This window comes from Bacillus sp. T17B1, assembly GCF_026796395.1.
GTDB lineage: Bacteria > Bacillota > Bacilli > Bacillales > Bacillaceae > Bacillus > Bacillus spizizenii_A.
Genome location: NZ_JALAYA010000061.1, coordinates 1 through 13,188, shown reverse-complemented (window position 1 = coordinate 13,188; position 13,188 = coordinate 1). Strand labels below are relative to the sequence as shown.

General features: G+C 45.1%; 13 protein-coding genes and 2 pseudogenes. 7 read left to right on the top strand and 8 right to left on the bottom strand.

From position 1 onward, the window contains the following. Window positions 1-539 (bottom strand): annotated as a pseudogene (locus tag MOF34_RS20605) (YcxB family protein); the annotation flags it as partial. Here MOF34_RS20605 and MOF34_RS20600 point away from each other — a divergent pair. Then, window positions 520-1,011, top strand: a pseudogene (locus MOF34_RS20600) (aminotransferase class I/II-fold pyridoxal phosphate-dependent enzyme); the annotation flags it as partial. The pseudogenes MOF34_RS20605 and MOF34_RS20600 sit on opposite strands and share 20 nt — an antisense overlap. Here the strand turns inward: MOF34_RS20600 and MOF34_RS20595 are convergent. From MOF34_RS20595 to bsdA, 6 genes are all read right to left on the bottom strand, one after another. Continuing rightward, entirely contained in the window at window positions 1,006-1,680 is a 675-nt protein-coding gene (locus MOF34_RS20595; RefSeq protein ID WP_268401559.1) for a 4'-phosphopantetheinyl transferase family protein, read from the bottom strand. The pseudogene MOF34_RS20600 and the gene MOF34_RS20595 overlap by 6 nt on opposite strands. A gap of 104 nt (window positions 1,681-1,784) precedes the next feature. Further along, a complete protein-coding gene (locus tag MOF34_RS20590; protein WP_019713292.1) occupies window positions 1,785-2,432 on the bottom strand; it encodes a YczE/YyaS/YitT family protein in 648 nt (215 codons plus the stop codon). 122 nt (window positions 2,433-2,554) lie between these two features. Then, window positions 2,555-3,298 (bottom strand): cystine ABC transporter ATP-binding protein TcyC, encoded by a 744-nt coding sequence (gene tcyC, locus MOF34_RS20585; RefSeq protein ID WP_268401557.1) that lies wholly within the window; start codon window positions 3,296-3,298, stop codon window positions 2,555-2,557. Between the two features lie 13 nt (window positions 3,299-3,311). Further along, window positions 3,312-4,016 carry a cystine ABC transporter permease TcyB gene (tcyB, locus tag MOF34_RS20580; protein WP_019713294.1) on the bottom strand — a complete coding sequence of 235 codons (705 nt, stop codon included), beginning with the start codon at window positions 4,014-4,016 and terminating at the stop codon, window positions 3,312-3,314. Continuing rightward, entirely contained in the window at window positions 4,003-4,809 is an 807-nt protein-coding gene (gene tcyA, locus MOF34_RS20575; protein ID WP_268401556.1) for a cystine ABC transporter substrate-binding lipoprotein TcyA, read from the bottom strand. Before tcyA ends, tcyB begins: the two co-directional genes overlap by 14 nt. A 115-nt stretch (window positions 4,810-4,924) precedes the next feature. After that, complete coding sequence (gene bsdA, locus MOF34_RS20570; protein ID WP_268401555.1) at window positions 4,925-5,797, bottom strand: transcriptional regulator BsdA; 873 nt, start codon at window positions 5,795-5,797, stop codon at window positions 4,925-4,927. Between the two features lie 89 nt (window positions 5,798-5,886). Between bsdA and MOF34_RS20565 the strand changes: the two genes are divergently transcribed. The 5 genes from MOF34_RS20565 (at window position 5,887) to MOF34_RS20545 (ending at window position 9,543) form a co-directional block, all read left to right on the top strand. Beyond that, window positions 5,887-6,501 carry a non-oxidative hydroxyarylic acid decarboxylases subunit B gene (locus MOF34_RS20565; protein ID WP_268401554.1) on the top strand — a complete coding sequence of 205 codons (615 nt, stop codon included), beginning with the start codon at window positions 5,887-5,889 and terminating at the stop codon, window positions 6,499-6,501. A gap of 2 nt (window positions 6,502-6,503) precedes the next feature. After that, the gene (gene bsdC / locus MOF34_RS20560; RefSeq protein WP_268401553.1) at window positions 6,504-7,925 is read left to right on the top strand and encodes a phenolic acid decarboxylase BsdC; all 1,422 of its coding nucleotides are present in this window, start codon (window positions 6,504-6,506) and stop codon (window positions 7,923-7,925) included. Window positions 7,926-7,941: 16 nt separating this feature from the next. Beyond that, window positions 7,942-8,169, top strand: coding sequence for a phenolic acid decarboxylase subunit BsdD (gene bsdD, locus MOF34_RS20555; RefSeq protein ID WP_029316981.1), 228 nt, complete (start codon window positions 7,942-7,944; stop codon window positions 8,167-8,169). Beyond that, window positions 8,166-8,630, top strand: a complete 465-nt coding sequence (locus tag MOF34_RS20550; protein WP_268401552.1) for a pyridoxamine 5'-phosphate oxidase family protein — start codon at window positions 8,166-8,168, stop codon at window positions 8,628-8,630. The genes bsdD and MOF34_RS20550 overlap by 4 nt, the downstream gene beginning before the upstream one ends. A gap of 67 nt (window positions 8,631-8,697) precedes the next feature. Further along, window positions 8,698-9,543, top strand: coding sequence for an alpha/beta fold hydrolase (locus tag MOF34_RS20545; protein WP_268401551.1), 846 nt, complete (start codon window positions 8,698-8,700; stop codon window positions 9,541-9,543). A gap of 28 nt (window positions 9,544-9,571) precedes the next feature. Here the strand turns inward: MOF34_RS20545 and MOF34_RS20540 are convergent, their stop codons facing one another. After that, window positions 9,572-11,050, bottom strand: a complete 1,479-nt coding sequence (locus MOF34_RS20540) for a peptide MFS transporter (protein ID WP_268401550.1) — start codon at window positions 11,048-11,050, stop codon at window positions 9,572-9,574. A 280-nt stretch (window positions 11,051-11,330) separates the two neighbouring features. Between MOF34_RS20540 and MOF34_RS20535 the strand changes: the two genes are divergently transcribed. After that, window positions 11,331-13,085 (top strand): right-handed parallel beta-helix repeat-containing protein, encoded by a 1,755-nt coding sequence (locus tag MOF34_RS20535; protein ID WP_268401548.1) that lies wholly within the window; start codon window positions 11,331-11,333, stop codon window positions 13,083-13,085. The last annotated feature ends 103 nt before the right edge of the window (window positions 13,086-13,188 follow it).

The following is a 13,188-nucleotide window of genomic DNA, read 5'->3' as shown; positions in this document are numbered from 1 at the left end:
CTTGACAGGGGTAAGACCACAGCGCTGATCCTTTTTGAATTTTACTTTTTTTGATTCGGTATGATGAAGGATAATGCCCCTGAATCTGTTCATTTCCTCTTTAGAATGAAAAAAATGTTTTGGTACCGCAATATATTGGCTGCTGGATGTATTAATCCGGAAGATATTCTTATATTCGAAAACAGCTGTTACTTCATTCCAATGAAAAATGAGGTCATACTTTTTAGAACATATACGGATTCCTTCTTCATTTAGGGTATACGTTCTTTTGGATTTAATCCGTTCGTTCTTCTTGTATGCTCTAGAGAACTTTACATATAGAAGAAGGAGGAGCAGCAGTGTAAACAGAACAGACATCACGATAATGAATACTATTCATAAACAAGTTAAGCGCTTCGCTGCCATAAACAATACGGGGCCACCCGTTAATGAAATGAACTGCAGCAAAATGGCGCAAAACAACAGAAAGTAAAAGAGTGAGATTTTTACGACTTGAAAAAAAAGATTTCTCTTACATCCTTAAAAGTAATTTCTATGATGTTCCCCGGCCTTCGCGTAGGGGCCGCTGTTTTGCCGGATGTGCTGGCTGACACGTTTCACACGTACAAAAAGCTGAACGACATCGACTGCTCGATGATTTCTCAAGCTGCGTTAGAAATTTATCTGAAAAGCGGCATGTATGGCAGGCATAAGGAGAAAATCCGCGCATCCTATAAGGAACGGTCACTGAGGCTTCATCAAGCCATTCAAACATATAGGCAGCTGGGGAGCGGCCGCTTTACGTTCTCCAGCGGGCAGGCACCCTGCATGCACACTCATCTAGTGCTTCCTCGAGATCTGCCAGCCTCAAGGGTGATTCAAAGGTTGAAAAAACAAGGGGTTCTCCTTGAGGCGATAGACCGTCATTACTTATCAGATTATCCGAAAGAAAATCTATTAAAAATCAATATTTCTAATGTGAAAACGGAAGATATTGACCATGGCATCAAGCTGCTGATGAGCCACTTATAAAAGCGCTTCGTACGAGATCATTGTGATATCCTCGGGGAAATCAGGGTGTGCGGCGCATACGGCCATTTTGTAGCCGGGATCCACCTCATAGGTTTTGATATAGCATGGTGTATGGCTGTCTGTAAGCTCAATGGACACTTTTCCGTCCTGGTGCAGGCGCACTGAAAAGGAATCTAGAGGAAGCGATAAGCCTTTGCCTTCCTGTTTGATATAGCTTTCTTTCATTGACCATAGATGATAAAAATAGTCTGTCTGCTCGTCCTTGTTTTTTGCTAAAAGGTCACTGTACTCTGTTTTTGAAAAGAAACGTTTGGCGATATCAAGGCTGATTGGTTTCATTTTTTCAATATCGATGCCGATCGGCTGTGAATCAAACGCACAAACGATCCAGCGGCCGGAGTGAGAAATGTTAAAATGGGCGTCAGGAAGATCAGGGATGAAGGGCTTCCCGTATTCCTGTGCGCTGAAGCGGATGTCAGCTTTGTCCAGCTGATGCTGCCCGCTGATGACTGAGCGAACGAGCACATCTCCCAGCAGGGTGCGGTGAGCATCTTCTTTATGATAAAATCTCCGGCATTTCTCCCGTTTTTCAGGTGAGATGAAAGACATGAACCGGTCAGTCTCTTCCTGGGAAAGCGGCCGGTCCATATAAATTCCGTAAATTTTCATTCTAGATCCTCCGTCTGCAAAAGATTGTCAAAACCATCCTATCATACTTCAACAAGACTCATATAGAGGAGAAAATAAAAAAACAAAGCCGAAACGGCTTTGTTTTAGTGTATAGGCGGAGTTGCTTTCACAGCGGCTGTCCGCCTTGCCACAGCATAATTCAGCAGCTGGATGGACTGCGGCAATGAAAAGCGCAAAATGATACCGGTGAGGATGGCGGTCAAAATTGTACCTAAACCGATCGGACCGCCCATGCCCCATGCCGCAAACAAAATTGTTATTTCCATGCCGTTCCGCACCCATTGCACATTCCAGCCGGTTTTTTCTGTAATCAGCATCATCAGTGAATCACGCGGCCCCGCGCCAAGGCCCGCTGATACATAAACACCGACGCCGTAGCCGATCAGCAGCACGCCGAGAGAGAAGACGATGACGGAGCCTGTGTAGGTGGAGGGGGCAGGCAGAAGAAAATTGAAAAAATCTATAAAAACACCAATGAGCACCATGTTCAAGATCGCCCCAATTTTTGGCCAAGTCCTCGTAAACAATGACGTTAATCCGACGATGAGCGCTCCAATAATGATGGACCACTGGCCGACGGTAAGCCCGAAATGCTGAAACAGGCTGTAATGAAATGCATCCCACGGACTAATGCCGAGTGCTTTCCCTTCTATCGTCAGGGATACACCAAAAGCCAAAATGATCAAACCGGCAAAATAAAATGTCCAGCGCAGAACAAGTTCTTGCTTCACGTGAGGTCCCTTCTTTCGTAAAATGCAGTCGAGTGTCATTGTAGCACATCTGACAAAAGGGCGGAATAGGCGAAAGGGGCTCAACCATAAAAAACAGGGCTGAGGCAGCCCTGTTTTTCTTTTTACAGCGGGTTCAAAATCCGGTTTAAGAACCGCTGCGTCCGTTCTTCTTTTGGTGCGGAGAAGATTTGCTCCGGCGGTCCCTGTTCCACGATTACACCGCCATCGATGAAGACGACTTCGTCCGCCACATCCTGGGCGAATTTGATTTCGTGGGTCACGACGACCATGGTCCAGCCTTCGTTGGCCAAATCCTTGATAACCTTCAGCACCTCTCCGACAAGCTCGGGGTCAAGCGCTGAGGTCGGTTCGTCAAACAGCATGAGCTCAGGCTGAATGGCCAATGCGCGGGCGATGCCGACGCGCTGCTGCTGGCCGCCGGAGAGCTGGAACGGATATAAGTCCATTTTTTCCTTCAATCCGACTTTTTCAAGAAGCTGAATCGCTTCTTTTCTGACTTCCTCTTTGTTCCGTTTTTGCACCTGAACAGGGCCCTCCATGATGTTTTCAAGGGCTGTGCGGTGCGGGAACAGGTGATACGCCTGAAATACCATTCCGGATTTCCGGCGCAGCTTTAGGATATCTGCCTGTTTCACTTTTTTGGAGAAATCGATGGAGAAATCATCAAATGAAAGCTCCCCGCGATTTGGGATCTCCAGCGCATTCAGGCAGCGGAGCAGCGTCGTTTTCCCTGAACCTGAAGGCCCAAGTATGGCGATGACTTTTCCTTTTTTAATCTTTATATCTATCTTTTTTAAAATTTCATTTTCACCGAATGATTTGTTTAATCCTTTAACGGTAAGCATACTCGGAACCTCCTTATTTGGCCACGTAGCGGTCAAGACGCCGTTCGATGACATGCTGGACGAGTGAAAGCAGGAAGCAGATTATCCAATAAATAAAGGCTGCTTCAATATAGATCACTAAAATCTGATCAAGATTCCGCGCGCCGATTTCCTGAGCTTTTCTGAACAGCTCAGCGACCAAAATCTGAGAAGCGAGGGATGTATCTTTGATCAGGCTGATAAAGGTATTGGATAATGGCGGGATCGACACACGAAACGCCTGCGGCAAAATGACGCGGAACAGCGTTTTCTGATGTGTCATGCCAATTGTGTAACCGGCTTCCCATTGCCCTTTCGGCACGGATAAAATAGATGCCCGGATGATTTCAGATGCATAAGCACCGACGTTTAATGAAAAGGCGATAACTGCGCTTGGAAATGGATCTAATGTGATGTTAAAGGCCGGGAACAAATAGAAAATGATGAACAATTGAACGAGAAGAGGAGTGCCCCGTATCGCGGATACGTATATGCTGAACACCCATCTCAAAGGTCTCACTTTCGACATTCTGGCAAGCGCCGTAATCAGCGCCAGTATCATTCCGAATATAAAGGAAAGAATGGTAAGGGGAATCGAATAGTAGATTCCCCCTGAAAGTATCGGCCAGAATGACTGCTGCACCAGATCCCACGGGATCGCCGTGCCAAGCGTCAATGCCGGCAGATTATTTAGAAACATCTTCGCCGAACCATTTTTTAGAAATTTTAGAAAGAGTCCCGTCCTCTTTCATTTCTTTTAAAGCTTTGTTGACTTGATCAACAACTTCGTCGCTTCCTTTGCGGAACGTGAAGTACGTTTCTTGAGGATCACCTGTTTCAAACGCGATTTTCACGTTTTTGTTGCCTGATGTTTTTAAATAGTTCAATACGGCAAGCTTATCGTTGTATGTCATATCGACGCGGCCCTGCTGGATCAATTGTAGGGATTGTGCCAAGCCTTCAACACCTTCAACTTTCGCGCCCGCATCTGTAGCTAATTTATTATAGTTGCTTGTCAGTGATTGAGCTGACGTTTTCCCTTTTACATCTGCTTCTGACTTAATATCGTTGTTGTCTTTTTTCGTCACGACAACGGCTCTCGATGTTGTGTATTTATCTGAGAAATCATATTTTTCTTCACGATCTGTTTTTCCGACTTGGTTGGCAATGACGTCAAATCGTTTGGAATTCAGGCCGGCAAACATGCTGTCCCATTGCGTTTCTTTAAAGTCGGCTTTCAGTCCCAGACGTTTTGCGACTTCTGTAATGACTTCCACATCATAGCCAGTCAACTTGTCAGTGTCCTTGTCGTGGTAAGTGAACGGTTCATATGTTCCTTCCGTACCGACTGTCAGCACACCTTTTTTCTTAATAGAAGCCCAAAGATCGCCGTCTTTGGCATTATCTTTTGACTGATTGTTATTTCCTGCTCCGCAAGCTGCGAGAACGGCAATGCTTACGACCATGAATAAAGCCAATAATGCTTTTTTCATCTTATTCCCCACTTTTCTGGTTGATTTTATTGAAATAAAGAAATAGCTTACAAATCTAAAGGATAACTTTTTTTTAGTATGAGTCAAGTAATTGGTTTTCATAAGGCAAAATCTTTTAAAACAAATCCAAAAATTGCTGTACCGGTTTTGGCAAATAACTGTCTGTTCTCCAGATGACTGCCGGTGTCATAATGAAAGGATTGTTTTCGATATGGACGGTGTGAACATGGTTTCTCATATGAACAGGAATCATCGTGACGGGCAGAATGGATGCGCCGAATCCGGATGAGACGAGACTGAGCAAAGTTGCGGAATCGTGGCATTCGCAAACAATGCGCGGTTCCAGATTCAAACGATGAAATTCATTCATGACCTGATTATAGACGCCCTTCCCGTTGACAGGCCGCAGCAAAATCAGCGGAAAGGAAGGAATGTCCTCCATTTTAATAGTGTCACCGCACGGATACCCGGCTTCTTCTGAAAGCACGAGCACACATGGAATATCATCAAGCTGTTTGAATTGAACTGTATCGCTTTTGATCAGCGTCGTGGTGACCGCAGCATCAATTTGACGGCTTTCAAGGAGCTCAAACAGTGTCGCAGGCTCATTCTCCCAAATGTTAAAGGTGAGGTGCGGGTATCTCTCTTTGATCTGTGTTACTTTTTCAAGCATCAGAGCCGCGCAATAAATCGTTGAACCCACGGCCAGCGTGCCGGCTACCTCTTCCTTCAGCTCTTGTACCTCAATGACTGCATCTTCAAACCTGTGCAGAATCTCTTTGGCCCTTTTCAGAAAAACAGTTCCTTCATATGTAAGCGTCATTTGTTTTTTCTTATTCCGGTCAAATAGAACAACACCTAGCTCGTCCTCCAGTTGTTTCAGCTGCCTGCTTAAAGGTGGCTGCGCCATATGAAGCTTTTTGGCGGCGGATGTGATTTTTTGTTCTTGGGCAATGGTAATGAAATATCGAAGCTGGCGAATGTCCAAAAAAAAGCGCCTCCTTACTATACCTTTTAGGTATTAAATATAGATTTAACAGATATTTTTAATATGGATATATCAGGAGTATGATGGAAATGAAAACAGAATTCAAGCGTAAAGGAGGGGGCAAAGTGAAACTCGTTGTCGGAATGACAGGGGCAACAGGGGCTATTTTCGGGGTCAGGCTGCTTGAGTGGCTGAAGGTCGCCGAAGTAGAAACCCATCTTGTTGTGTCTCCTTGGGCTAACGTCACGATCAAACACGAAACAGGCTATACCTTAAAAGAAGTAGAACAACTGGCCACATACAATTATTCGCATAAGGACCAGGCGGCAGCCATTTCAAGCGGGTCGTTTGATACGGATGGAATGATTGTTGCGCCATGCAGCATGAAATCTCTCGCAAGCATTCGCACAGGGATGGCGGATAATCTGCTGACGCGCGCGGCGGATGTCATGCTTAAGGAGAGAAAGAAACTCGTCCTTTTAACGAGAGAGACACCTTTGAACCAGATTCATCTCGAAAATATGCTAGCGCTTACGAAAATGGGTACCATCATTCTTCCTCCGATGCCGGCATTTTATAATCAGCCGAGCAGTTTAGAGGAAATGGTCGACCATATTGTATTCAGAACGTTGGACCAATTCGGCATTCGCCTCCCTGAAGCGAAACGCTGGAATGGGATTGAAAAACAAAAAGGAGGAGCTTGATCATGGCTTATCAAGATTTCAGAGAATTTCTCGCTGCCCTTGAAAAAGAAGGACAGCTGCTAACAGTGAATGAAGAGGTAAAGCCCGAGCCGGATTTAGGGGCCGCAGCACGCGCTGCCAGCAATCTTGGAGATAAAAGCCCCGCGCTCTTATTTAACAATATTTACGGCTATCACAACGCACAAATTGCGATGAATGTGATCGGCTCTTGGCCGAACCATGCGATGATGCTGGGCATGCCAAAAGACACGCCAGTGAAAGAACAGTTTTTTGAATTCGCGAAACGTTATGACCAGTTTCCAATGCCGGTCAAACGTGAGGAATCAGCGCCGTTTCATGAAAATGAAATCACAGAAGATATTAATTTGTTCGATATACTGCCCCTTTTCAGAATTAATCAAGGAGACGGCGGTTACTATTTAGACAAAGCATGTGTCATTTCACGCGATCTTGAAGATCCTGGCAATTTCGGCAAACAGAATGTCGGCATTTACAGAATGCAGGTGAAAGGAAAAGACCGCCTTGGCATTCAGCCTGTGCCGCAGCATGATATTGCGATCCATCTGCGTCAAGCTGAAGAACGCGGCATCAATCTGCCGGTTACCATTGCGCTCGGCTGTGAGCCAGTCATAACAACCGCGGCATCGACTCCGCTTCTTTATGATCAGTCAGAATACGAAATGGCAGGCGCCATTCAAGGCGAACCATATCGCATCGTGAAATCTAAGCTGTCTGATCTTGATGTTCCATGGGGCGCTGAAGTAGTGCTTGAAGGTGAAATCATTGCCGGAGAGCGTGAATATGAAGGGCCGTTCGGTGAGTTCACAGGCCATTATTCAGGCGGACGCAGCATGCCGATTATCAAAATTAAACGCGTATATCATAGAAACAATCCGATTTTTGAACATTTATACTTAGGCATGCCTTGGACAGAATGCGATTACATGATTGGCATTAACACTTGTGTGCCGCTTTATCAGCAGTTAAAAGAAGCGTATCCGAATGAAATTGTGGCTGTGAACGCCATGTACACTCACGGTTTAATTGCGATTGTTTCCACAAAAACACGCTATGGCGGATTTGCGAAAGCAGTTGGTATGCGCGCGCTCACGACACCGCACGGGCTCGGCTATTGCAAAATGGTCATTGTCGTTGATGAGGATGTCGATCCATTCAATCTGCCGCAGGTCATGTGGGCGCTTTCGACAAAAATGCATCCGAAGCACGATGCGGTCATCATTCCAGACTTATCTGTCCTGCCGCTTGACCCGGGATCTAATCCATCAGGAATCACTCACAAAATGATTCTTGACGCCACTACACCGGTTGCGCCGGAAACAAGAGGCCATTATTCACAGCCGCTTGATTCACCATTAACAACGAAAGAATGGGAACAAAAATTAATGGACTTCATGAATAAATAAGGAAAGGATGATCGAAATGCATACATGTCCTCGATGCAATTCAAAAAAGGGAGAACTTATGAGCAAATCGCCTGTGGAAGGCGCTTGGGAAGTTTATCAGTGTCAAACATGTTTTTTTACATGGAGATCCTGTGAGCCGGAAAGCATTACAAATCCGGCGAAATACAATCCGGCATTTAAAATTGATCCGAAGGAAACAGAAACAGCAATTGAAGTTCCGGCTGTGCCGGAACGAAAGGCTTGATCAGCGTGAGCTGTATGTCAGACCGCCTTTTTGAGCTGCTTGACGGGAATCGCCTGAAGGAGAAGCAGCAGGAGGCTTTCGTTTTGCAAACGGTATCGGAGGATGGCTGGCCGCACGCCGCTATGATCAGCGCGGGAGAAATCATTGCAATAAGCCGAACAGATGTCCGAATCGCTCTGTGGAAAAACACAGCGACTGCAGCCAACATCCTTTGCACAGGAAAAGCGCAGTTCACGGCATGGTGGAAGGGAGCCGCTCATTATGTGAAGCTGCAATGCGAGCCTTTGCCGCCTCTAAAAGAAGCCGAATATGACAGAGAACGTTTTGCCTGCCGTATTGTTTCGGTGAGGGAGGACGTGGCGAAATATGCTGATTTGACTTCTGGTGTCCGTATCCAGCTTCACAGTCCTGAAGAGGTGCTGAACAGATGGGAAAAGACGCTTGAGGAGTTAAAACGGTAATATCGAAAGCCTGACGCCATGCGTCAGGCTTTTATTTTATATAATGAAAAAAAAGGGGGCGTGTGAAATGGAACGGACGGGAATCTGTCACTCAGACGGTTTTGATTTATCCTATCGAATCGAGGGGGAGGGCGCAACCATCCTTGTGATCGGAAGTGCGGTTTACTACCCGCGTCTTTTTTCCTCAGACATCAAACAGAAATATCAATGGATATTTGCTGATCACAGAGGATTTGCCAAGCCAAAGCGGGCACCGCGGGCAGAGGACTCGAGGCTTGATGCCGTTTTGGAGGATATAGAAAGGGTTAGAATGTCTCTACAGCTGGAGGATGTCGTCATCTTGGGCCATTCCGGACATGCATTTATGGCTTTAGAATATGCCAGGACATATCCTAAACATGTCCGGAAGGTTGCGCTTTTCAACACTGCACCTGATAATAGTGAAGCAAGACAGCGAAAAAGTGAATCGTTTTTCATGGAGACAGCCAGTCTTGAGAGAAAAAAACGTTTTGAAAAAGATATTGCGAATTTGCCGCTGGACATCAAAAAAGATCCTGAGAGACGCTTTGTGCACATGTGTATTCGAGCTGAAGCGAAAAGCTTTTATCAAGAGCGGCCCCATGCTGCTGCTTTATGGGACAGTGTTTTCACGAATATGCCGATTATCGATGAATTATGGGGCCATACATTTGCCCAGCTTAACCTTATTCAGAGGTTAGCTGATGTTCAAGTGCCGGTCTACATCGGCTTAGGAAGATATGATTATCTAGTTGCGCCTGTTACACTGTGGGATGCTGTTGACGGTTTATATCCGCATGTGGAGAAGGTTATTTTTGAGAAGAGCGGCCATCAGCCAATGCTGGAAGAACCGCAAGTCTTTGATCGAAGCTTCAGCAAATGGATAGATAAATAAAAAAACAGCCCCGCGGGCTGTTTTTTTATTACAGTATCCCTTTCATCGCACGCTTAATAATTGGCGAGAGCAGCAGCAGAATGCCACCGAGGATGATAGAAATCAAGCCGATGGTGCCGAAGTAAGTTGTTTCAGGGATTTTATCAAATAACCCGGCTACTTGGGCATTAATCGCTTGGGCTGATGCATTCGTCAGCATCCACAGACTCATTGTTTGTGCAGAGAATGCAGATGGCGCAAGTTTTGTTGTGACGGATAATCCGACTGGTGACAAGCATAACTCTCCTAGCACAACAAGCAAGAAACTGAGAACAAGCCAAAGCGGGCTTACGAGTGCCTCTTTTCCTTGCATAGCCGGGAATACCATAATGACAAATGACAAGCCGGCTAAAATAATTCCGATTGAGAATTTAACTGGTGTAGACGGCTGGCGTTTGCCAAGCTTCATCCAGAGCCATGCGAAAATTGGTGCGAAAATGACGACAAACAATGGGTTTAATGATTGGAACCAAGAGGACTGAAGTTCTAATCCGCCCAACGAAAGCTTTGTGCGTTCATCAGCGTATAACGCAAGAATGGTTGCTCCCTGTTCCTGAATCGCCCAGAACATGACAGCAGCGATAAACAAAGGAACGTAAGCGGCAAGACGAGATTTTTCTGTTTTGTCCGCTTTTTTGCTTGTAAACATGATAATGAAATAAACGATAGGAATCAAAATACCGAGAATACTTACTAGATTGATGAACCGATTGATCGTCAGCACGCCTGTTTGTACAGCGATAATCGCAGCAACCGCTACCACGATCACTCCGATACTAGTGCCGATCGCTGATTTTTTAGACAGCGGATTCGGCACATTCGAACCTGCAATCCCGAGGTTTTTCTTTCTTGTTAAAGCAAATACGATTAGTCCGAGAAGCATTCCGACTGCGGCAGCTCCGAAGCCGAGATGATAGTTGTACTTCTGTCCGAGTGTTCCGACAATTAACGGCGCGAGTAAACCACCGAGGTTAATTCCCATATAGAAAATACTGAAACCTGAGTCACGGCGCGGATCTTCTTTCGTATAAAGATCCCCAACTACGCTTGAGACGTTTGGTTTTAATAGGCCAGTTCCGATAATAATCAGCGCCATGCTGATATAGAATGCTGTCGCGCTGCCCGGATAGGCGAGTGCAATGTGACCGAACATAATGAATATGCCGCCGTAAAACACGGTGTTTGCGGTACCAAATATCCGGTCTGCGAGCCATCCGCCAATAATACTGGACATGTATACGAGAGATCCGTAGATCGACATAATGGCAACTGCTGTGCCCTTGTCAAAGCCAAGCCCTCCGTTTACCGTCTCTGTATACAAATAGTAAAGTAAGATTGCTCTCATTCCATAGTAAGAGAAACGCTCCCAAAATTCGGTGAAAAATAGTGTAAATAGTCCCCTCGGGTGACCAAAGAACCCTTTTTGCGGGACGCTTTTAATGATACTTTCGTTATCAATCGAAGCCATGTCAGCCAAACCCTTTCTTAAAAAAGTGTATTATAAAAATCATATTCTTATATAATACTTGTGTCAATATAATTTATACTCATTTCAAATAGTTCCATAATGGAAAAAGTTATAAATGTATAAAAATAGTGTTTTTGTCCTGATTATTAAGTCCTTTTTTGTAAGGTTTTCTTACAAGACTATTCCTTTATATTTTTTTAATAAAATTATAGAAAAATGTACAAGCGGATCGGGCCTTTGTGAGTATTATGATAGTAATCATAGAGAAGGAGGCTCACAATTGGCTGAATTCATATTAAATGCGGCGGATTTCGGTATCTTAGGAGATGGTAAAACGGATTCAACAGTACTGATTAATCAATGCCTCAGTACGGCTGTTTCGAAAGGATATCATACTGTCTGGTTTCCAAAGGGAACATATTTAATAGACGGAACGTTTGGGGGAGATCCCAATCAGAAGTTTCGAAATGCTGGGATCATAGTTCCCGGCAATCTTGAGATTGTGATGGACCCCGAGTGTATCATCAAGGTGATCCCAAACAGTTCGTGGGGTTATTCCGCATTTTATGTAGGCAAGCAAGAGAATATAACCATTTCCGGGGGACAAATTATCGGCGAGCGTGACGAGCATACGTATGTGTCTGCGGGGATAAGGTCAACCCATGAATGGGGCTTTGGCATATGCATTGAAGGATGCTCGAATGTTGTCATTGATGATGTCAAAATTTCTGATTTTACCGGCGACGGGATCATTGTCAGCCCGAGGGGATTAAAGACAAATAATGATTATCGAACGTCAGAGCATATTACCATTCGCCGCTGTGAGGTACGGCGGTCGAGGAGAAATAACATTTCCATAACCGGATGTGACATGGTCACGGTGGAGGAGTGCGTGATTGCAGACGCCGGAACGGGAAATGGGACAGCGCCGAGATTCGGAATTGACATAGAAGGATATGGCGAAGGTGATGTGGATTATGAAGAACCGATCAATGTATCTATTCGCAACAATCACTTTATCGGCAACGTTTCAAGTTCCGTGACCAATTTTAACGGGTACGGCATTTCAATAGAAGGAAACCATTCAGACAATACGATCAGCTACGGATATGGAACGCAAACAGTGATCAAGGGAAATATCCTGAGACGGGCGGAAGGCGCGGCTGCTGTGCCTCGAGTTGGGATTACCGGACTCGGTGTGTCACAAGGAAAAGAGAGCAGTGATGCGGTCATCGCAGGGAATCTCATTACCGGGTTTTCAACCGGGATTGATGTCAGGGGAAAGAGCGTTCTTGTCACCAACAATAAAATCAGCAACTTTGAAAACACAGGGGTAATGGTTTACCAGTCTTCCGACGTAAAGGTAGACGGCAACCAGATTCAAAACGGATTGTCTAACACAATGCGCAGTACCGGCCTTCGCGCAGTGCTGTCAGAAGATACCGCATTTCTGAATAACTGCCTCATTCAAGTCATCGACGGCGTGAACATTTCCGGAGGCGATATGATCATTAAAGATAATGTGCTGAGAAAATTCAGCCGGGGAATCTGGATCGCTCAAGGAAACGCGGTGATTGAAGGAAATATACTGAATCCTGACGCGTTTGAAGCAGCCCCGGAATCATATGCTCTTTCTGTTACGAATAATGCTAGCGCTATTATCAAAAACAACACATGTAAAGAGTTTAAAAATTACCCAATTTACTGTTCCACAAGTGCAAAAACCTCAATTATCAGCAACCACTTCGAGAGATCTCCACTTTTGGTTACGATCTATATCAACGCCGGTGTGCATGAAATTTTTGATAACACCATTTCAGTCAACAGGACAGCCGGAAATCCGATTGTCATTTATATCAACGGTTCTGCAGGCTCTATCATCTCTGGAAACACCATCAATAACCTCTCCGCAGGCACGGCGACAGCTATTCAAACAAACACCTCAACCAATTCTAAAATCATCGGCAATCGCATCTTCAAAGGAACCATCAACAGACATAGCAGCGATACAGCAGACGGCAATATTATCACTTGAAAAAAGCGCCCCGCTTCTGAAGTGCACCCCAAATTTTAGACACAGTCTAAAATTTGGAGGTGCTTTTTCTTTTGGCTAAATTTAAAAACGAAGAAAAAATCAA